Source organism: Schaalia cardiffensis (assembly GCF_016405145.1).
GTDB lineage: Bacteria > Actinomycetota > Actinomycetes > Actinomycetales > Actinomycetaceae > Pauljensenia > Pauljensenia cardiffensis.
In genome coordinates, this window is record NZ_JAEKIA010000014.1 from 1 (window position 1) to 20,814 (window position 20,814).

Consider the following 20,814-nt stretch of genomic DNA (forward strand, 5'->3'; position numbering starts at 1 on the left):
GGCTCATCCCCGCTCACGCGGGGAGCACCGTGACAGTCGATTGGGAAAGTCGCGTCAAATAGGCTCATCCCCGCTCACGCGGGGAGCACGTCAGCCAAATCGGCTATGTCATCGGCGTAGTCGGCTCATCCCCGCTCACGCGGGGAGCACCGCGCCGCGACGGGAGTCCAGGGCCGGTCTTTGGGCTCATCCCCGCTCACGCGGGGAGCACTCAGTTTCCGAACAGCGCCTTCACGAACGCCTGGGCTCATCCCCGCTCACGCGGGGAGCACCGCGCCGCTATGGTCACACCACGCCCGAAGGGCGGCTCATCCCCGCTCACGCGGGGAGCACCGTGACAGTCGATTGGGAAAGTCGCGTCAAATAGGCTCATCCCCGCTCACGCGGGGAGCACGTCAGCCAAATCGGCTATGTCATCGGCGTAGTCGGCTCATCCCCGCTCACGCGGGGAGCACCGCGCCGCGACGGGAGTCCAGGGCCGGTCTTTGGGCTCATCCCCGCTCACGCGGGGAGCACTCAGTTTCCGAACAGCGCCTTCACGAACGCCTGGGCTCATCCCCGCTCACGCGGGGAGCACCGCGCCGCTATGGTCACACCACGCCCGAAGGGCGGCTCATCCCCGCTCACGCGGGGAGCACGCCACAACGACCGTCGGCATGCGCCGCGCCGGGGGCTCATCCCCGCTCACGCGGGGAGCACCACAGGCTCGCCGCCGGGATCGAAGACGCCGGCGGCTCATCCCCGCTCACGCGGGGAGCACTCTGGCCTGCCTACGGTGACGCGATCACCGAAAGGCTCATCCCCGCTCACGCGGGGAGCACACTTAATGATCTGCGATTTTAGAGCGTTTGTCGATCCGTTCTTGGGAATCCTCGCCGCGCCCGTCGTCGTTTCTCGAAGTTGCTCATACCGGGACGACGGTGTCCGTCACCTCGATCTGACCGTTGTTCCGGCGCGTTCTCATCGTCATATCCACCCGGACGGACCATGAGGGTGAGGCCCTCAAAATCGGTCGGCACCCATGGATCACCCAAGGTCAGAAACGACAGTCTCTGCTCATTCGACGCATGAAAGACCATAATCGCCCGTCCGCTGCCAATGTTCTCCTGGATCACTGTCCACAAACGTTCCCGCACGCGTGCGTTCAGGTTCCCGACGAAGACTCCAGGAGATATTTCAAGCAACCACCGAGTGACGTGCCCGCGCAGTGAATCAGGAACAACCGAAAGCACCACGACAACCATTGAGAGTCAGTGCTCCTCGTATGAGACGCCCGCAAGCACAGGACTGCCTTGGTCGTCCCAGAGTCTCAGGTCAGCGACAGCGAGCTCTTCGTCTTGCTCCGAGTCTTCCAACATCATCGGTGCAAGGAGCTCTTTAATGTCGGCCACAGAACGTTCGAGAATCCTTGCTTCACGGATGGCATTTCGCATCCGTCTTCTGGTTTCTTCTCCGACTCCTGTATCGAGCTGTTGAGCCGCGACATCGAAAGCAACCGGAATCGATAGATCCGCCTTGTAGAGATCAGCAATGTCGTAGATGAAGGAGCGATAGTTGCCCGTGTGTATGAAACCTAAACCTGGTGAACAGCCAAGGGCGACGACAACGGCATGGATGATCCCGTACATAGCGCTATTCGCCGCAGATAAGCACCTGTTGACCACTGACCCGGACTCAAAATTGTCCGGATCGTAGTCGCGGCCGTCCCATTCGACCCCAGTACGGCTTGAGTTCTCCCTGTAGATCCGGCGTACTCGAGCCCCCTCTCGTCCGCGTAATTGCTGCATGCTGAGGTCGGCAACATTCTCACCATGGAAACGTTTGAGATACATCTGACGAGCAACAGATAATCGTGCACGAGGGTCGCTGACCGCTCGCGCTTGTGCTTCAAGAAGCCGGGAGGAACGCGATGGTGGTACACCATGAGCGTAATAACGAACGCCGTTCTCTCCGACCCACACAGCGGTCGCCCCACTTTCAGCGAGTAAGGAGACCGCACTATGCGTGATCCGGACGCCCGGGCCGATCATGAGAACCGATAGTGCCGCAGCAGGGATATGAGCCACACCTCTCCGGTCAGTTACGGTGATTGCGTTCGAGTCGCGATGCACGACACAGCGCTCGATGTAAAGGAAAGTTAGGCGGTCCCGGACCCGAAGAAGGTCCTTCGGGTCCGGGGGGCGAATTCCAGGAAAGCCTGTCATGCTCGCGCCAAAGACAAGAGCCCTGCACCGTACCCTTTTGCCCTGCCAATTCCGTTGACGAGAGCATGTCTCAGCAGGTCGGGATCAGTGACTCGCAGTTTGCCTTCGAACGTTGCCAACTGCAAAGCAACCATGTCTACTCGTTCATCGTGGTTACGTCGGAAACGCTCGCTGCGACGTTCGACAAGCCCAATAAAGGGAGCATCGCTTCCCACAAGTCCCCCATCTGCACTCAACGTCCGAGAGACATCCCCTCCGAATTCACTCATGAGAGGAATTTCGAAGCCATTCGGTACAGCGCGGTCGAGGAACCATTGAGTTTGCTGTGCGACGGTGACATGTGCAAGCACTTTCTTCCGGCCCTTCTCGTCCTCTTGCCCGGCACGTCGAAAGGTGGGATTAACCGTGACTCGGAACGACCACAGCTGCCCCTCCCGCAGTGAGTCCAGGAAGTCATCTGTTCTCTTGACCACAACACTCCCATTGACCTCATATCCGGCTTGTTCAACGATGGCTGCTGGATCCGGGGCAACTGGGCTCGAAATGTAAAGAGCGATCGCAGGGCTACTCTCATTCGTAGAACGGGAGGTCTTTGGGGGACGATCAATCCTCCAGAGGACACGTCCCTCACTAGAGCTGGGAATACTCCCCGGAGGAAAGCTTGCGAGCACAGCTGCATGCATCCTCTGTGGTGAAGAAATGAGGAACTTGCACCCTCTTCGATATGGGTTCAGATACACCCGGGTCAGGTACATCAGATCACCTCCATCGGATCGTGGGAGATTCCTACAGACAACTGTGAAGGCACCACGGGAACATACTCCGGATTGGGAAGATCGACCCTGGCCTCGTCAATGTTTCGGATTCCGTATTCCCTTCGCTCGGAAGCGAAGCTAAGAGGAACATCCTGAATCGTCCTCGTCGAATCGATTCTGCCGGGAATGATCCCCTCATCAGCTACGACTCGTAGGCTCACCGTCTCCAGCGTCTTATATTTTCTCTGGTGAAAGCGCGCTGCCTGCCAAGGGAGTTCTGTGATTGCGGACCACATCGTCCCACTCCGGCTCTCGAGAAGGAGTGGGAGAGCCGGAGGGCATGCCCGTCTTCCAAGGAACAAGGGGAATTTTGGACGCTGAATCGCATGAAGGAGAGCATCAATCAGATTGTCTTCTCCCTCAATGAAAGCGACGAAAACACCATCGGAGATGTAGAAGCGATCAGAAAGAGGCATCGGCACACCACCCCTATGCGCCGTGTGGAAATCCCTGAGGAGCTCACCGGGTTGGTCGATACGCGCCGCGATTCTCAGACCTGCAAGGTCTTCGATTGGGTCGCTTCGGCGTCTTCCCTCAGCAGCCGCGAGAAGACCAACTATTCCGCTTTTCGTCGGAAACGCTTCCGTGCCACGCTGCGTGAATCGGCTCGATGCCCCCCATGACTGCATGGGTGCAGCGAGCCTCAAGATGAGGATCTTGCTCATCGAGCGTCCCGAATTGATTGCACAACCGTAGTGCCGAGCTCTGCCAGCGGAACCCTTTGTCCAAGCTCCGCGAAAGCCACTGCACGCGAAGTGGTCCACGAGACGAAGGAAGACAACGGCTTCATACCGCTTCCTTCCTCCAATTCACGCTCGAACGCGACGAACTGCTCGACTGCGGGCGCGACGAAACCGTCACGATCTGGACGAACTGGAGATTCGAAGGCCCCGACAAGGTTGATCGGCTGGTCGTCGCGCACCTGGATGAGAACAGCGTCCGGGAGGGTTCGATTCGCGAAGGTCGTAAGTTTGCCCGTTGGCATCGAACGCAGAAAACTCCCGATGAAGATCTCAATCGCTTGCTCTGCAACCTCAAGGGAACCGAGGTTTTCAACGAGGAGATCAACGTTAATCGTCGCATACCGGTAGAGAGTCGCCGAGGCGAATTCGATCGTACCGATCATCCCAGCGCCCTCGTCGGCATCATCATCGTTGCTCTTGGCATCATCGACCGCCGTGAAGTAGTCGAATTCAGACTCGACTTGTCCGACGCCGAGTGCGTGAGCAACTTGGCAGGCGGCATCGACGTTGAGAGAGTTCGGCTCGGCCACCATACGACCGAAGAGAGCGATGTCCACAGAGTTTTCAGTGTCAACGAGTGATTTCGGCTTCAACGCCTTAAACGCCTTCTTTACATCGTCTTCTTCGGCGACAGAAATAACCGCCTCTGCGACATGTTCAACCTGTTTGGCAGACAAAAAGACGAGGAATCCCGCCTCCTTCATCTGCTGTTCAGTCTTCTTACCCTTCGGGTCGGAGATCTTGAAGCCGATTTCGGTCAGCGCGAGTTCTGCGAGTTGGGTAGCACGATCCTCAAGATCCGCCCTCTTCTCAACAATCACGTCGCGCAGCAGCTCGACGATTCGTTTCGTCCGAATGCCACGATTACCATCCGGAAGCGACTGTTCAAAGTCGAGCCTCGTCGCACGCTTGATGGCCTGCGAAGAGATGCGCATACGGCGTGCCCCACCGAAAGTCGCGGTCTTCGGAGCGCCAGTGTCATCCCGATTCGGATTGGACGGAGGCAAAGTCTGGAGAATGTGGATGTCGATGTAGCGAGCCATGGAAGTCGGTCCTTTCAGTCTTGGGGAATTGCAGATTCGGATTGAATTGGTTCAAGGTCTACGACGTTGCCTCCGGCCACGCCGTCTTCAGACAGGGGCGTACGCGCGAAGTCTCGACCCCATTGGCGTACGACTCTGGAGCGGAGTCGAGGATTCTGCCACGAGTAGAAGTCAGAAGCGAGGCGTCCGTAATCGATTTGAACGTCCGCTGATGACATGACGCTCACAAGGCCCCGAGCGTGAGTGACGAGCGCATCGAAAGTTTGAGCGGAGATCATCGCACACAAACGGCGGTAGATCGGGTGCTCTTCCGGGCAACGATTATCCGATGCTCCTGAGACCGCGACCCTTCGAGCGGAAGCACCGATCGTCGCCCCCCGCTGGCTTCGCATATGCATCGACGTGTCGTGCGATCCCTGATGCATCGCCCACAGCGTGAGCGCCGCATGAACTGCAAGCTCACCCTGGGTCGCTTCATTCCCGATCTGGCGCTCGTCCCCAGACTCGAGAGTGTACGCCCACACTGAGGGCACCTCACCGACGTTCTTACCCAGAGCTGAACGCAACTGCGCCCGTCCAGCTATCGCAAAGGGATTGTGGCCTTTCAGCCGTGCGATCACCGAAAGAACACGATTCCGCACATCCTCGGGACTACCAAGATCTCTAGTGGGCACCGATATCTGCGCCCGAGATTCCTCTGTCATTCCCCCATTCCCTTCTGCGCCGTCCGCTTCGACGGCACGATCTCATTCAGCTTCTTCATGAAGTAGTTCTCCGCGATTCCCACACTGATATAGGAACCTCCCACGTCGCGTCCTCGGACTGCGGATTCAGATGCTCGACTCAGTAGTTCCTCAGACGTTCTCAGTGCGATGCGACGAAGTTCGGCGGACCAGCGTGCACGCTCGGCAAGCGGATCGGAAGAGGGGCCGATGCTGGAGAGCCACTGTCTGAAGGGATCATCGATGAGAGAGAAGAAACGCTCCTTCGCTCGGTCGCGCGCCGCGTCGCCGACCCCATCCCCTCTTTCTCCTGAAGCCCGAGAAATGTTCGCCCCCAGATTGCCGATAACTAGAGCGACGGACTCCACGTCTTCAACAGACTGCTTGACAATGTCGCCGAGCCCGCCTTCACCCGGTTCTAGGAGCACAGAAGCCAAAGCAAGAGCATCGTGATAGATATCGTCGATAACGGCTTCATTGGAACCATAGGTCACACCGATCGCTTCCATCTGAAAACGAATCGGGTAAGCGGTCGCGACACCACGAAGATCCTCACTCGAATGGAAGCGCAAGATATCGCTTTGGAGGAACATGTCGTACTGTCCCCTATCAGCGCCCTTCACCTTCTGCGTGAAAGGAAGAGCGCCAGGTAGAGCACGCCAGAAAGCCCTCGCCGGATCATGCTTACGGGGCATGTAAGTCGCGATTCGGGCCTTCTTCGACTGCGGCATCGAGTATCTCCACAGACTCATCGGCTCGTAGAGGTGCATGTTCTGCGGATTGAGCCGATCCCCTTGAGTAAGAACGACTCCTGTCACGCCGTCTCGGCTACCGATTAGGCGCACTCGTCGAGAATGCCAGGTAAGCAATCGCGAAACCGAGTACCCATCGGGATCCGGGTTCTCGGCATAGTTGCGCCGCAGTCCCGTCTCCACGTCATTGACCTCCCAGGAGCAGGCTCCTTTCGGTCCTGTGCTGGCGGGCCCTCTCAGTCCGGAGCGTTCAAAGGGGACGAGGTTCAGCACGAGGGTCTCATCCAAGGTTTCTCCCTTGAGGATGACGAGTCCCAGTTGTCCCGTCCAAGAGGGGCCAATCGGATATCCTTTCCCTCCTTTCGTCTCCGGATCGTCCACTGCCCCAGAGCGGATTCCGGCAGGGTCGAAGGTCTGAGCGTGCAGAAGCCACAGTGCAGCTTCTGCTGCGGAAATGTTCCGAATCGCTTCACCGTTCCGCGTCGTGAAGAAAGGCTCACCATTGGGGACATCCGCAATGATCTTGTCCAAGGAAGAGACGGTATCCTTCGCCGTCCGAAGGTCCGGGGCCTGCATGAAGGGGTACCTGCCTCCGAAGAGGAAGAACCTGTCGTGCCACCTATCGAGGTACTCCTGAATGGGCTCTTCAGGGACACCCTTGTCCCAAAGATCCAACCAGGATTCCACATCCGGAACATCAAGTGTGCGATAGCAGATCGCAAGCAAGAGCCTTTCAATTGCAATATTCAAAGTCGGCAGCTCACACGCGATGTCGCGAATCGCCCCCGCTTCATGAAAGACCTCCCTGATCCCCATGCTTCGCGCAGTTCCGTCGACCATGAGAACGGGAATCCACGCTTCGTCGAGAAGGTTAAAGTCGAGTTCACTCATCAGGCCTGCACCTCTAATCCTCGTTGATTCGTATACACCACTCGTCGACCTCTAATCGTCGTTTCCAAACGTTGTGAGTGCTCGTCAACTCTGCGCATCGGAAGCACCAATTCGCCACGCAGAAGCGGATGCTCGAGGAAGCCCCACTCCCGCATACGAGGATCATCCCAGAGGGCACAGGCAACTGCGTCCACCGCATCATCAATGTTTTCTCCCCTCTCTCGGAACTGCCAAGGGGGAAGCGACACGCTCCACGTGCGGATTCGCGAGACCATTGACGGCGAAGGCCACACGGAGACATCAATGAGGGTCGGCTCCCCCTCGGCCTCTTGCCATGGGGGAGGAGTCACTGCCCCGCCGTACTCCGGATTGATGGGAATGATGAGCACCGGAATCTGATCCTCAGCATCCCTCACCGCCGGGCGGGCCGCGAGCCCTGTTTTCGGGTCGCTGATCTCTCCCGTCGCCGCTTCTCCGGCAAACTCTCGCAGCAGCGCTTCACCCGTCCACGTCGAGACCCTTGCCGGGTCAAAGGACCATACTTTCGCCTTCTCGGTTACTCTATTCGTCTCAGCCTGATCAACACGCGAGGCCTCTTTGAGAGACGGCTGCCACGAACTCGGTCCGACGGGAGTATTTGAGTAGGCGAGTTGAGTGAAGGAAGCAAAGTCCCCCGCCTTTTCAAGGACGATCTCAGCATTGTGATCGTGGAGGATCGCAAGCATCCTCAAAACCCGCGACTTCCCGTACACGGCTTCCGTCCCCTGCGAGAATCCCCATGCTCCATCACCCGATTGATCGACGAGGACGAAGCACTCGGCTTCTTGAAGAAGCGCGGGCCTCGCACGGCCCGAATGACGATGTAGACGTCCGATTCTCTGCAAAACGAGATCCATCGGCGCCGGATCCGTGATCATGAGGTCGAAGTCGACATCGAGGCTCTGCTCAATCACCTGAGTCGCGACGACCACATGTTTCTTCGGCCTACGCGAAGATCCTTTCCCAAACAACGCGAGCATCTGCTCGTCTCGTTGCGCTCGATCGCACGCAAGGAACCGAGAATGCAGCAGCGTCGTGGATTCTTCCCCGAAACGTTGGAGCATTGCGTCGTAGGTCCGCTGCGCATCACCAACGGTGTTCCTGATGACTACCGCACAGCCGCCCGAAGCGAGACGGGAATCGATGAAGTCTGCAAGCCCCTCATCACCCGCTTCGAGTGGCCGAATGACCTTCCTGGTCTCCTCGCCCTCGTCGCGGACTACTTCACTTCGTATGTTCGTCCCTTTGTCCTTAAGGATCGTGAGGACCGGATACCCGATGTCGCCCTCAAGTTCCTTCATCTCCCCCGCTTCCTCACCGGTTCGTCCTCGTCGATAAGCGGCGATCAGTGCTTGTCGACGCGCGGATGGCAAAGTAGCGGAAAGGAGCACAACAGGAACACCGAACGCGCCGAGCCATGCAAGTGCGGACTCCAAATAGATCTCCATATAGGCATCCGCAGCATGCACTTCGTCGAGAATGACAACTTTTCCGAGGAGACCGAGATGGCGCATCAGAACATGCCTGGACTTCAATGCTGCGAGCAGAACCTGATCGATCGTTCCAATGACGACGGGAGAAAGAGTTGAGCGCCAGCGGGCTGCCATCCAGCGGTTGGCGAACAGACCACTCGTCCCTTCTTCTTCGTCTAAAACTTCTAGCGGCGCAGAGTCCTTTGCGAGGAGGCGGACGAACTCTTCATTGAGATCGTTCTTCCCATGCGCAAGGTGGATCCCAAGTCTTTGGGGTTCATCTCCAAGGAGATTCGACAGCCAGGTCTCGGCACGCTCGAACATGGCGTTCGTCGTCGCCTGGGTCGGCAGGGCGATCATCACTCCTTGAAGGCCCCGCATCCGCACCATTCGCTCTGCAACAGAAAATGCGAGCTCAGTCTTGCCCGATCCGGGAGGAGCTTCGACAATCATCAGGTCAGGGTCTTCGGTCTCAGCAATAGCCACGGCCCTCAACTGCGCTTTTGTCGGATGTGTATCCTCACCCCACGAAAAACGACGGCGATATGAGGCCTCGATATCCACCGGGGCACCGTCCTCAATTCGGAGCGGACGCGGCATCTGAGCACGCCCCATACCGCCCCGTACCCGTTGAATCTGAGCCGAGGGACTCATCGACTCACCGCGACTGTCTCGAAGGAAGAGAGGAAAGAACTCCTCATTCGAGGCGAGCCAGTCCGCCATGACGATAAGAGCACCATAGGCGGAAGCGACAGCGATCGGCAGTCGCGGTAGTTCGCTCGGCTCCGAAGAGTTCAAGACGACACCTGTTCTCCTCGCCATCCATTCAATGAGTTCACGCCGCCCCTTCGACCAGACACTCTGCTGTTGTCGCCCCTCCACAAGGAGAAGGACTCTCCTCGCCTTGTCCATTGCGGAAGGATTGGGATAACGGCCGTGGTGAACGGCGACGAGCGCAGCCCACTGCGTCGCTCTGCCGCGGGCACCGCCCCCGTCCTCGATCGCATCGACGAGGGCGAAGTAGCTGAGGAAACCGTGAGGGAGGCTCTTCCGATCTGGAAGATCCTTCCAATGCGACACGTCCACTCCGAAGTCCGAAAGGAAAGAGGCGAGGGAAGGAACCTGCGATGAGAATGCCGCCGAGGCTTTGCCGACATCGTGAACTCCAGCAAGGAATCGCAGCATCGACCGTGCGCGGGCCTCGTTGCCGTCCCACACGGAAGCCATGAGGCTCCGCACCTCCGGAGCGGCGTATTCATCGAAGAGAACTGCCGCGACATCGGACGCGTCCATGAGATGCTGCGCGAGCGACAGCCACATCTCTGACCCCTGTCCGCCGCTCTTAGCCCAAAAGCTCCTTGCAACTTCGGACAACGCAGCGTCAGTCAGAGACTGATCCGCATCTGCGAACTGGACTCCGCGTCGAGGGGATCGGGGAACAATGGATGCAGCCCCCTTCTTCGATGCCATTCTCACCACGGCACACCTCCTCACTGAGCAGCTTGCTCGACTTTCGAATCACCTGCTCATATCTCAACACCAAAAAGAAGGCCTGTCAAGAGCCCTTAATTATCCCAACTCCACTAGTGTTATGCTGGTTGCATGAAGACCTTTAAAGAGGACAAGCACCCCCGCTCTCGCGGGAAACAAAGGCTAGGCGACCCCTGCGTGATCGCCTGCCGTGACCAACCCCGCTCACGCGGGGAACAAAAAAATCCCAACACCACTAGTCGGGTCATCCCCGAATCCGGGGCCATCACAGGATATCCGGGGTTCAAACGCCCCCGCTACCCTCACTGCCAAGACGAGTGGGCCTGCTCTCCCCGCTGTCGGCGTGAGCCTGGAGTTACAACGGTGACTCGGCGGATACAAGTCGGACACTTGCCACAACAACACTCCCAAAAGAAAGCGAACTCCGACTGTGAAGACGCGTCCTCATTCCACGCGTTCGCTACACCCCTATTCCCCAGCCCGAAGCGAGGCGACCTCGTAGAGGGCGATCCCCGTGGCGACCGCAGCATTCAAGGATTCGACCGCCGAGGAGATCGGGATCGACACGATCTGATCGCAGGTTTCGCGCACCAAACGGGACAGCCCCGCGCCCTCGGCCCCTGTGACGACGACCAGCGGGGATGTGGCCAAAGACAGGTCGCGCAGCTCAGCGTCACCACCACCGTCGAGTCCGACGACGAAGAAACCGGCGCGCTTGCAGTCCTCAAGCGCTCGCACAAGGTTGGTCGCCCTCGCCACGGGCACGCGAGCAGCCGCACCCGCCGACACCTTCCACGCCGTCGTGTTCACTCCCGCGCTGCGACGCTCGGGGATGATGACCCCGTCCGCGCCGAAAGCGCCCGCCGAGCGCAGGACCGCCCCCAGGTTATGCGGGTCCGTCACCTGGTCGAGGGCGACGAGCAGCGGCGTGCCCAGCTGCTGCAAAGAACCCACGATCAGGTCATTGACCTGCGCGTACTCGTAGCCTCGCACTTCGATCGCGACACCCTGATGGACAGCCCCATCGGTCGCAGCATCAAGATCGCGGCGCGTCACCTCGAACACCGGGGCCCCCAGGTGCGCGGCCTGGCGGATGACCTCTTCAACACGGTCATCCTTGACATTGTCGAGGACGAAGACGCGCTCAATCGGGACGGAGGCGCGCACAGCCTCGGCGACGGGATTACGCCCGGCGATAAGCTCATGGCCTGGGGCGATCTTGATGGAGCTCTTCGCGCGCGCGCGGGCGATCGCGGCCTCTTGAGCTTCGCGCGCCTCACGCTGCATCTTGCGCTTATGAGCCGGATGGTAGGCGCGGTCCTCGGCCTTGGGCGTCGGGCCTTTGCCTTCGAGGCGACGGCGCGAGTGTCCGCCCGTCCCGACTTTCGCGCCCTTCTTCGAGCCTGGCTTGCGCACGGCTCCGCGGCGCCCGTCGTTTCCAGCCATCGTGTTCGTCCTTCTTCGTCGCGAGCGCCTCCCGGCGCGCCTGATCCGATTCAGCCTAGCGGGGCCCGGCGCTGACCCGGCACTCCGAAGCGGCCATTGCGGCCCGATTCACGTATGCCAAAGCCCCGGGGACATGGATAAGAAACCAGAGGCCTACCCGGGGCGCTCGCTTGCGAGTATAGGATAATTTTATGAAAGCTGTCGAACTCTCCTCCCTCCACGTTGAAGCTCTTCGCGATGCGCTCAGTGCACCCAGACTCGAAGAGTTCCTCCGTGAGTTCGAGGGAGAAGACGCGCTGCCTAAGGCCATTGATCTCTACAAGTGGCCAAGGAGCAACGCCGTAAAGGAAGAACGAAGATCCTCTTGCGAAGAAGACGAGGGAGCCCTTCTATCGACAACCGGGGGCAAGAGTTCGCGGTGAAACTGATTGCAGTGAAGAAAAACGGCCGCCCTGCAAGCAGAGCGGCCGTGCTGACGATGCCCCAGCCGAGGGCGCATCGTGCTGTGATTCTATCGACTTTTCATCTGAGAGTTAAGAGCATCACGGGACTGTGAATCCTCATCTCCTCTCGATCCTCACACAACCTTCGCTCTTCACCCCAGCCTCCAGCTCGCGCCCTCGCGGCCGTCGGCGACGGCGATCCCGGCCTGGGCGAGTCGATCCCGCAAAGCGTCCGCACGAGCCCAGTCCTTGTCGGCGCGCGCCTGAGCGCGCTCTTCAATGAGGGCACGAACCAGAGCATCCAAGGCCTCATGCTCGGCAGAACCCTCGGCCCCTCCCGCGCCAAGTCCCCCGCGCCACTGATCCGAAGCCGGATCAAGGCCGAGGACGTCAAGCATGGAACGGACGAGCACCTGCTCTCGACGGACGAGCGCCTTGTCGCCCTCGTCAATGGCCGTGTTGCCCACCTTCATGTGCTCATGGATGACCGCGAGCGCCCCCGCAACATTGAGATCGTCATTCATGGCGGCGACGAAGCCTTCGGGAAGCTCAGAAGCGGGCAGAGCAATCTCCTCAGCGGAGGCTTCACCTGCGAGGCCGATGGACCTCTCCACGAAGCCTGAGAATTTCGACCAGGCGGCCGCAGCGGCGGGAAGAGTCTCCTCGCCCCATTCGATTGCGGAGCGGTGATGCACGGTGGACAGGGCCCATCTAACCGCGACGGCAGGGAAATCCTTGGTGAGTGCGCCGATCGAGAGGACATTGCCGAGGGACTTGCTCATCTTCTCACCCTTGGTCGTCACCCACGCGTTATGAACCCACAGGCGGGCAAAACCCCAACCGGCGCCATGCGATTGGGCCTGCTCGTTCTCGTGGTGGGGGAAACGCAGGTCGATGCCGCCACCATGAATATCGAACTCCTCACCGAGGTAGCGCCTGGCCATGGCGGAGCATTCGAGATGCCATCCGGGACGGCCCTGACCCCAGGGGGACTCCCAGGATGCGGTTTCAGGTTCGCCGGGCTTCGTGGACTTCCACAGGGCGAAGTCCCTGGGGTCGCGTTTGCCCGCTTCGAGGGCCGCGTCGATCTGGGCCTCATCCTCGGTGGTGCGCATATCGGCGAGGCGCTGGCGCGTCAGGGAGCCATAGTCGGGCTGGCTGTGCACCTCGAAGTAAACATTGCCGCGTCCGTCGTCGTAAGCGTGGCCGCGCTCAATGAGGCGGCGCACCAAGTCGATCTGCTCGGGGATGTGCCCGGTGGCTCGAGGTTCATAGCTCGGGGGCAGTACGCCCAGGGTCTCGTAGGCCTGAGTGAATTCGCGTTCGTAGCGGTACGCCCACGCCCACCAGGGGACCTGCGCCTGCGCGGACTTATTGAGGATCTTGTCGTCAATGTCGGTCACATTGCGCACGTAGGTGACCTCCATGCCCGAGCGGCGCAGCCACCTGACGAGGGAGTCGAAGGCGACGGCGGCCCGCAGGTGGCCGACGTGGGGCGAGCCCTGCACGGTGGCCCCGCACAAGTAAATCCCCACGTGTCCGGGAGTTACCGGGTTGAGGGGCTGGAGTCGGGCCGTTTTCGAGTCGTGCAGGTGCAGCGTCATGCCCTCGATCTTAGCGGCGCTCTTCACAGGCGGGCTCGGCCTCCCACCCGCCCTCAGCCAGATGGAAAGGCCTCAGCCGGACGGAAAAGCCTCAGCCCCGAAACCTTGATAGCGCAGGCTCCTTGACCGCCCTCCCGCCGCTACATATACTCCGAAAATCCCCGCCGAACAGGCATGACATGACTTTGCTCGGGCACAATATGGCCCCCCTTCACGCAGGGCATGGCCCCTATCCGGCACAATACGACCCCTTCGCCCTGCGCGACCCGCACCGCGAAGACTCATCCATCGCACGCCGCAAAGGCGCCGCGAGGAAGGACCCCGATGGAGTGGATCCCGACCGGAACCGGTCACGAACTCAGTATCGAGGACGGCAAGATCGTCGCCCGCAACGACAAAGGCAAAACTCTCAAATCTGTTCCCGCGGCCGCGAAGAAAACTCAAGTCTGGGAAGACCTCGATTCGACCCTGATCTTCCTCCACCAGCACGAGCTCGAAGTCGGGGAGGCCGTCGAACGCTGGTTCTTGCGTTCCCTTCCCGTTCCCCGAAGCCTCCTGGCTGCCGTCTGGCCCGATGAAGCATGGAGATCCTGGCTCACTGACCTCGTCATCTCCACCCCGGACGGAGAGGTCGCCGGATTCTTGCGCGCCGCACACTTAGATGCGCTCGGCGTCGTTGACCTCGACGGGGAGTCTGCACGCATCAGCGACGAAGCCGTCCTCATCCCCCACCCCGCCGCCCTCGCCGACCTCGACGAGCTGCGAGAATTCGCAGCAGAACTCGGCATTTCCCAACGCTTCGACCAGCTCTTCCGCGATGTCCACCGCGCAGACCCAGCCAAGGCCGAAGCACTCGAACTCAACACCTGGTCGGGTGGCTCTTTCAAACAACTGCGTTACGCCGCAGGACGCGCCACCGCCGCAGGCTTCAAAGTCTCCGGCGGCTACTCGACCTGTCCGGTCTACGAGGACGGCGCCCTCGTCACAGCCCGCTACTGGATCGGCGCGGACAGTCCCGAAGCCGAAACGGAAACCGGCGACCTGCACTGGGTGCGCGACGACCACGTCATCCGCATCGGCGAGGTCGGCCCCATCGCCTACTCCGAAGGCGTACGCATGGCCGCCCACATCTACGCCGGACGCGTCATCAACGATGAATCCCGCCCCTGAGCGAGGCTCGCACCCCGAACACGATCGCCCAACCCCGCACCCCGTTTCTCCTCGTGCGCACACGCCCTGAAGGACCCCTCATGATCACCCCAGCTCGAGCCGCCGAACTCGGTGGCATCATCTCCTCAGACGCCCCCGGAACTATCCCCGCCTCGGCCCACTCCTACACCCACCCCGCCCTTGAGGGGCGCACCGTCGTGCGCCTCACCCCCGACGCCCTCGGCGAAGTTGAGGACATCACCCTCACTTCCCTCGGCTTCACACCCGGGCAGAAGACCCCTATCGGTCGCATGCGTCAACGCGCCATCGGCTTCCCCGCCTGGCCGATCATCCATGACCCGAAGAATGCGCGCCACGCCCTCAACCTTGTCGGCGACCTGCAGCGCGCCGCCAAAGCCGCGAAATCCAAGCCCGGAAATGCGAAGCTTCTCCTCGACGAGCTGGCGAAAATGCTCGGCGACTCCGCCCCGCATTTCCTTCCGACCTTCCTCGAAGAGGCCGCCCGCATCTTCTTGCGCCTCGACAACCGCGTCTACGCAGCCCAGTACTTCTCCAAAGCGCGCGAAGCTGAGCGCGTCCACAGCCTCAAGGTCGATGAAGACCGCAACTCCAAGGCCTTCCTCGAATTCGCCCTCGCCGGGGCCATCACCGCTAAAGAACTGACGAACGAGTCGAAAACCCTGTGCGAACGCTACGAACCCGAACGCGCCCTCGACATTTTCCTCACCCTCAACATCGACCGTGTCAAAGGCGGGATGCCGCCCTACGGCGGGCTCGCCGCAGACCTCAAGCGCCTCGCGAAAGCCGCCCACGCGGACCCTGTGGAAGTCCACGCCCGCTTCCTGCGTGCCGTCTTTTCCTCCCCGTCGCTGTCCAAAGCGCCCGCGGCCTTCTGGAGGGGCTTCAAGAAAGCACTCCCCGTTTTAGTCGCGCAAGAGCCCACGACCATGAAGGCACTCCTTGCCCTCACCCCGGGTCCTGTCCCCTCCGACGAGTGGATCGACATCCTCGCCTCCGTCGGCTTGAGCGAAGACCTCGCCGCCGGGCGAGTCGACGCCCGCGAATGGGTCGAACGCTACACGCGCATGCTCCAGAGCCAGTGGAACGCCGGATACCCGCGCAAGCTCAGCCTCCTCGTCAGAAGAATGAAGAGTCTCAAGGGGCAGAGCATCACCTTGTCCAAGCGCGTCTTCGGCCTGCAACCCGAACTCCTCGACGCGCTCTTGTCCACCGGGGCGAAAGTCGAATTCGATGCGCCTCCGGGCGCCTACTCGTACTACAACCGCTTGAGCCTGTCCGACTGGGCGGAAACGCAAGACCGCCCCAACCTCGACGCCCTCGCCGAAAGCGAATACGCGCACCTGGTGCTTGGGACAATCGGCAGGACGGCCTCAGACCATCTCGACGTCATCCTCTCCCATTCCGGTGCCCGCGCAATGCTCGGACGCTGGGCGGAGTCCACGCTCGGCAAGCACCCGACCTCCCAAGAAGTCCTCACCGAAATACGCCGACTGAGCCCGCTCTTCACCCCCGCCGGTCTCGACGCGTATCCGCGCCAGATCAGCGCCCTCGTCGAACGACTCAACGCCGGAGAAATTCTCGCCGATGTTTTCCGCGACGGTTTCCTCACCGAGTACACCTGGCCCGAACTGGAAGCCGCATCCGCCGAACTCGGCACGAACACCACCTTCCACGAGGCTTTCCCCGCGATCGGCGTCGCCGCCGATGGTCACATCATCTGGGTTGACGGCGACAAGAGGATCGCCGAAGCCTCCTTCGCTCCCACCGCAACGGACAAAGCTGAATACTGGCACTATCTGCTCGCAGGCGAAGCCACGGCCTGCGCCTACCGGAAGAACTGGGAATACTTCCTCACCTGGTCGACCGACCCGGGAACATCAACGCAGATCCGCTACTACGGCGGCTCGGACGTCCCCTTGACCCTGCCCTTCAACGATGGGCGCCTCGTCGGTGAGCGCCTCGTCCACGGAGGCGACGGCGGCGACCCCTTCGCCGACCGCGCCCTCGTTCTTCGCGAAGGCGAGCACTACTGGCGTCTCGATGACACCTTCCGGGAAATCGACCCCGCGACGGGTCAGAGGGGACGCGAATCCCTGCCCGCTCCTCTCGCCGAACTCATCGAACCCTACCTTCGCGACGGCTGGGAACTCGAAAAGCACACCATCATCTGGTGCTCAGTCTTCCCGACGACGGCCGACTCCAACGTGTCGACGGCCCATGGCCGACACGCGTGGCTGCGAATGAGCAGGGACGAGAAGTCGCTCTACATTGACGCCAACGGGCATCAAGTGCACCCGAAGGAACGCTGGGACCGCTTCAAAGGCCGCATGGCACGCCCCGGGGGCGGGCACTGGCTGATCAAGGGCGAGGAGCTCGTGCGCGAAGACGATTTCGCCCCCATGTTCGCCGCGGCTGACGCACGAGGGGGCACTCATCTCCTCCACAAAGTCCCCCAGGTCGGCTGGAATCAGTTCCGAGTGCGCGACGAGGCCGCAAGTGACAAGCTGCGCCACGCGACACCCTCCCAGCTCGAAAAGCTCCTCAGAGTCGTTCCGACCGCCGACAGCACGGAGGATGCTGAGGTGGTGGATCCTGGCAGGATCCTCACCGACGAGGCGCGGGCAGCGGCTGCGAGTTTCCTCGGTTCCGACTGTCATGCACTCGTCGACTCCGTCGTATGGGCAACGGCCCGCGTCAAACGAATCGTCGAAGACGGGCTTGAGCGCACAACACAAGAGGCACAGCCGACGAGGAGCTTCCCCGAATGGGAAGCCTCATGCGACGCGCTCGGCTGGGCGAATACTGAGTGGTCGTTGACGACGGATCGTGACGTTTTACATAACATGGCCCGGCGCCTTGGAGGAGCCGAGCTTGCGGTGACGGGAGTTGGGAGTGCTTTCACCCACCTCACCACCCGACCGATCGCTCTGCTGTTCTCAGTCACCCGTCCCCTCGCCTCGAAAGAGTTCGTGGGTCAGGCGGCCGCAGCATTCGGAGACCTCGTCGATGAAGGCCTGTACTCGCCCTCGTGCTGCGTTTTCGAGGTGGCGGGGATCGAAGAAGGACCATCATCCACCGAGCCCGCGCGACTCCTCACCACCCCCTCCGGCCCTGCAATCCTGATCGGCACCGGCCGTCCCTTCTGGGCTTACAACAGCAACGACAAGACGCGCTTCTTCTCTCCCTCAGGCGGTGTTCCCAAGAGCGTCGACGGCGCTCCGATCAGCCTCATCACCCGGGGCTGCGGCATCGAAGCCAAAACGATCATCGAGGCGTTCCGCGTCCTCCTCGACGAGGGCGCCCCCCAGTGGGATCCGGCGAAGGTCGCGCGCCTCGCTGAGGGGACCGGGTGGACCAGAGCAGCCGCATCCTTGTTCCTCGCGGGCCTGCCCAACATTCGCTCGGCTGAGGCGAACTTCCTCGACAAGGAGCTGCGCACCCTGCTCGGCTTGAAAGTCGCCGAAGCGAGGGAAGGCAGGGAGTTCCTCAGTGGACTCGGCACTGAGGAACTCCTGCGGCTCGTCGAGGCAGGCGCCTCCGACCCCCTGCGTTTAGCGCATGAAGGGATCGACGTTGAAGCGGTCATTGCCGCCTGGTCGGACAATGAGCAGGTTTTCCATCTTCCAGGTGCTCTTCTCGCCGCAGCGGATTCGGCTTTCCCCTGGGGCGGCGCGCGGCGACTGCGCGAACTCAGTCAAGATCCGAACAGCGTCGACCCTGATGTCTGGCTGTGGGCTGCTGCTCAGGCCGAGGCCGGTAGCCGCTTCGCGCTCTGGCTCGCCCAAGTGTACGAGCAGATGAAGTCGGCGTGCCGAAGCGTGAAAGTCGAGTGGCAGGACTATGGGAGCGGCCTGCGCACCGTCTTGGGCCTGCCCGCCGTAGACGAGAACGCGCCCTCGGATCAGGTCGATTCTCTCGGCCCCTGGTCAATGACGAACGCCCCGTACCCGACCGTCTTCTATGATCCGAACAGGTCGAAAGACTTCACGGCGGATCGGCGTCTGCTCGACGCGATCGACGAGGGCGAGTACTCGCTGCAAAGGATCCGGAAGCGCCTCGATGTGGTGATCGGTGTTTATGACGAGATCGCCGACTCCCTCGTCAACGCACACCCTGGCTGCGCTTGTGACCCGCTCGTGTCCGCACCCGAGGTCGTGTCCGCTGCGGCCAAGTCCCTGGGTGTCCCCGAGGATTCGGCACGTTACTGGCTGCAGATCCTCGCCCTGATCTTCCCCAGCGACAAGAACGTCGAGTCGTGGAACTCCTGGTCGAAGAAGCAGCGTCTCGCGGCGGCAGCCCCTCTGCTGGAGGCGGGGCTGCTCGTCGAAGCGAAGCGCGCCCGTGCGGGCAGGAGCCTCTTCCTTCCGGGAGGCTGGCAGGAGGCGAGCACACCTCATAAGCCGATGGAGGTCTGGAAGGCCCCGTTCTACGATCTGACGGATGCCACGAAAGTCACTCCGCGTCATGATGTGGTTGTCCCGCTCGTGCCCTTGGGGTGCCTTTTCGAGGATGCGTGGCAGCGCTACGTGGACGGGGACGTTCCCGGATACACGGAGTTGCGCACGACCCGCTACCGCAGGCGTTGAGCAGGTGAAGATGTTCGTCCTCTCCCCCGCCGCCTCTCGGGGACATAAGGGGAGAGGACGAACAGACTCGCGGCCACAGGCGAAAGCGCAACGAGCGCATAGGCTTCCCGCCACAGGCGAGAGCGCGACAAGCGAATAGACTCCCAGTCGAAGGGAAGAGCGAGCGAGGGCCGACGAGCCCATGAGGCCGCCGGACCCACCCGGCCCTGAGAAGAAGGTTTCGAGGAGGAATCATGGCGACGAGCACACCCCCCGGCGATTCCACGCCCGGAGTATCCGAGGTGAACACAGCCCAGCAAGTGCCCCCACCGGAGGTGCTGTACGCCGATGAACTCAACCTCCTCGCCCGCCAGGAGGGGCCCAAGCCGCCCGGCTGGCGCCTAACCCCTTCCGCTGTCGTCTCCTTCATCTGTGGAAACCCTCGACTGAAAATCAGCCGCAAGTTCGTCGGCGACGTCTCCCTCGTTGAGCGCTGCGTCATCACCCTCGCCGGTGAGCGCGCCCTCCTCCTCGTCGGCGAACCCGGAACCGCAAAGTCGATGCTCTCCGAACTGCTCTCCGCAGCCATCTGCGGCACTTCAGCGCTAACCGTCCAAGGCAGTGCGGGCACGACCGAAGACCAATTGCGCTACGGCTGGAACTACGCCCAACTCCTCGCGCGCGGCCCCAGTGTTGACGCCCTCGTCCCCTCCCCCGTCCTGGCTGCCATGTCGAGTGGGCGGGTCGCGCGCATTGAGGAGATCACCCGCTGCCTGCCCGAAGTCCAAGATTCTCTCGTCTCCATCCTCTCTGAACGCCGCATTGCCATCCCTGAACTCGGAGAATACGCGATTCACGCGCGCCCCGGATTCTGTCTCATCGCCACGGCGAACCTGCGCGACAGGGGAGTGTCAGAAATGAGTGCCGCCCTCAAACGCCGCTTCAACTTCGAGGCCGTCGCTCCGATCTGCGATGCTTCGGCTGAGATCGCCCTCGTCACTGAGAAAACGAAACAGGCGCTCAGTGCAGCCGGAGTGCCCGCGAAGGTCGACGAGGTCGTCGTTGAAACCCTCGTCACCGCGTTCCGTGACCTGCGCAGCGGGATCAGCCAGGAAGGATGGGCCGTCGAGAAGCCATCAACCGTCCTGTCAACAGCTGAAGCGGTCGCCATCTCCGGGTCGATCGCCCTTGCCGGGGCATTCTTCCCGCACGCGAAGGACGGAGTGCGACTCATTCCCGGTCAACTGCTCGGGGCGGTCCGCAAGGACGATTCTGAAGACGGGGCGCGCCTGCTCGCCTACTGGGATTCGACTGTGAAACGCCGCGCGAACGAGGGACGGCACACCTGGGCGCAGCTCTGGGAGCTTCGCAGTGCACTTGAGGACTGAGCCGA

14 protein-coding genes and 1 CRISPR repeat array are annotated in these 20,814 nt (G+C 61.3%); of the genes, 4 read left to right on the forward strand and 10 right to left on the reverse strand.

The features are described 5' to 3' along the window. Window positions 1-821: direct repeats of the CRISPR family, unit length 28 nt; unit sequence GGCTCATCCCCGCTCACGCGGGGAGCAC. 18 nt (window positions 822-839) lie between these two features. The 9 genes from cas2e to rlmB all read right to left on the reverse strand — a co-directional run bounded on the left by cas2e (window position 840) and on the right by rlmB (window position 11,618). Then, window positions 840-1,244 carry a type I-E CRISPR-associated endoribonuclease Cas2e gene (gene cas2e, locus JFX23_RS08005; RefSeq protein WP_198776456.1) on the reverse strand — a complete coding sequence of 135 codons (405 nt, stop codon included), beginning with the start codon at window positions 1,242-1,244 and terminating at the stop codon, window positions 840-842. A gap of 6 nt (window positions 1,245-1,250) precedes the next feature. Beyond that, entirely contained in the window at window positions 1,251-2,204 is a 954-nt protein-coding gene (gene cas1e, locus JFX23_RS08010; protein WP_198776457.1) for a type I-E CRISPR-associated endonuclease Cas1e, read from the reverse strand. Beyond that, entirely contained in the window at window positions 2,201-2,959 is a 759-nt protein-coding gene (gene cas6e / locus JFX23_RS08015) for a type I-E CRISPR-associated protein Cas6/Cse3/CasE (protein WP_198776458.1), read from the reverse strand. The genes cas1e and cas6e overlap by 4 nt, the downstream gene beginning before the upstream one ends. After that, on the reverse strand, window positions 2,959-3,684 hold the full coding sequence (cas5e, locus tag JFX23_RS08020; RefSeq protein ID WP_198776459.1) for a type I-E CRISPR-associated protein Cas5/CasD: 726 nt from the start codon (window positions 3,682-3,684) through the stop codon (window positions 2,959-2,961). Before cas5e ends, cas6e begins: the two co-directional genes overlap by 1 nt. Then, complete coding sequence (gene cas7e, locus JFX23_RS08025) at window positions 3,681-4,805, reverse strand: type I-E CRISPR-associated protein Cas7/Cse4/CasC (RefSeq protein ID WP_198776460.1); 1,125 nt, start codon at window positions 4,803-4,805, stop codon at window positions 3,681-3,683. Before cas7e ends, cas5e begins: the two co-directional genes overlap by 4 nt. Before the next feature lie 14 nt (window positions 4,806-4,819). After that, complete coding sequence (gene casB / locus JFX23_RS08030) at window positions 4,820-5,509, reverse strand: type I-E CRISPR-associated protein Cse2/CasB (RefSeq protein WP_198776461.1); 690 nt, start codon at window positions 5,507-5,509, stop codon at window positions 4,820-4,822. Beyond that, window positions 5,506-7,170 (reverse strand): type I-E CRISPR-associated protein Cse1/CasA, encoded by a 1,665-nt coding sequence (gene casA, locus JFX23_RS08035; protein ID WP_198776462.1) that lies wholly within the window; start codon window positions 7,168-7,170, stop codon window positions 5,506-5,508. Before casA ends, casB begins: the two co-directional genes overlap by 4 nt. Continuing rightward, window positions 7,170-10,151, reverse strand: a complete 2,982-nt coding sequence (gene cas3 / locus JFX23_RS08040) for a CRISPR-associated helicase Cas3' (protein ID WP_416153026.1) — start codon at window positions 10,149-10,151, stop codon at window positions 7,170-7,172. Before cas3 ends, casA begins: the two co-directional genes overlap by 1 nt. A gap of 489 nt (window positions 10,152-10,640) precedes the next feature. Continuing rightward, on the reverse strand, window positions 10,641-11,618 hold the full coding sequence (rlmB, locus tag JFX23_RS08045) for a 23S rRNA (guanosine(2251)-2'-O)-methyltransferase RlmB (protein ID WP_198776463.1): 978 nt from the start codon (window positions 11,616-11,618) through the stop codon (window positions 10,641-10,643). A gap of 191 nt (window positions 11,619-11,809) precedes the next feature. On the opposite strand from rlmB, the gene JFX23_RS08050 reads away from it, so the two are divergent. Then, on the forward strand, window positions 11,810-12,040 hold the full coding sequence (locus JFX23_RS08050; protein ID WP_198776464.1) for a hypothetical protein: 231 nt from the start codon (window positions 11,810-11,812) through the stop codon (window positions 12,038-12,040). A 173-nt stretch (window positions 12,041-12,213) separates the two neighbouring features. Here the strand turns inward: JFX23_RS08050 and cysS are convergent, their stop codons facing one another. Then, window positions 12,214-13,665 (reverse strand): cysteine--tRNA ligase, encoded by a 1,452-nt coding sequence (gene cysS / locus JFX23_RS08055; protein WP_198776465.1) that lies wholly within the window; start codon window positions 13,663-13,665, stop codon window positions 12,214-12,216. A gap of 324 nt (window positions 13,666-13,989) precedes the next feature. Between cysS and JFX23_RS08060 the strand changes: the two genes are divergently transcribed. The 3 genes from JFX23_RS08060 to JFX23_RS08070 all read left to right on the forward strand — a co-directional run bounded on the left by JFX23_RS08060 (window position 13,990) and on the right by JFX23_RS08070 (window position 20,809). Further along, window positions 13,990-14,835, forward strand: a complete 846-nt coding sequence (locus tag JFX23_RS08060; protein ID WP_198776466.1) for a DUF4132 domain-containing protein — start codon at window positions 13,990-13,992, stop codon at window positions 14,833-14,835. Between the two features lie 80 nt (window positions 14,836-14,915). Next, a complete protein-coding gene (locus tag JFX23_RS08065) occupies window positions 14,916-19,442 on the forward strand; it encodes a hypothetical protein (RefSeq protein WP_198776467.1) in 4,527 nt (1,508 codons plus the stop codon). A 233-nt stretch (window positions 19,443-19,675) separates the two neighbouring features. Further along, the gene (locus tag JFX23_RS08070) at window positions 19,676-20,809 is read left to right on the forward strand and encodes an ATP-binding protein (protein ID WP_198776468.1); all 1,134 of its coding nucleotides are present in this window, start codon (window positions 19,676-19,678) and stop codon (window positions 20,807-20,809) included. Window positions 20,810-20,814: the final 5 nt, after the last annotated feature.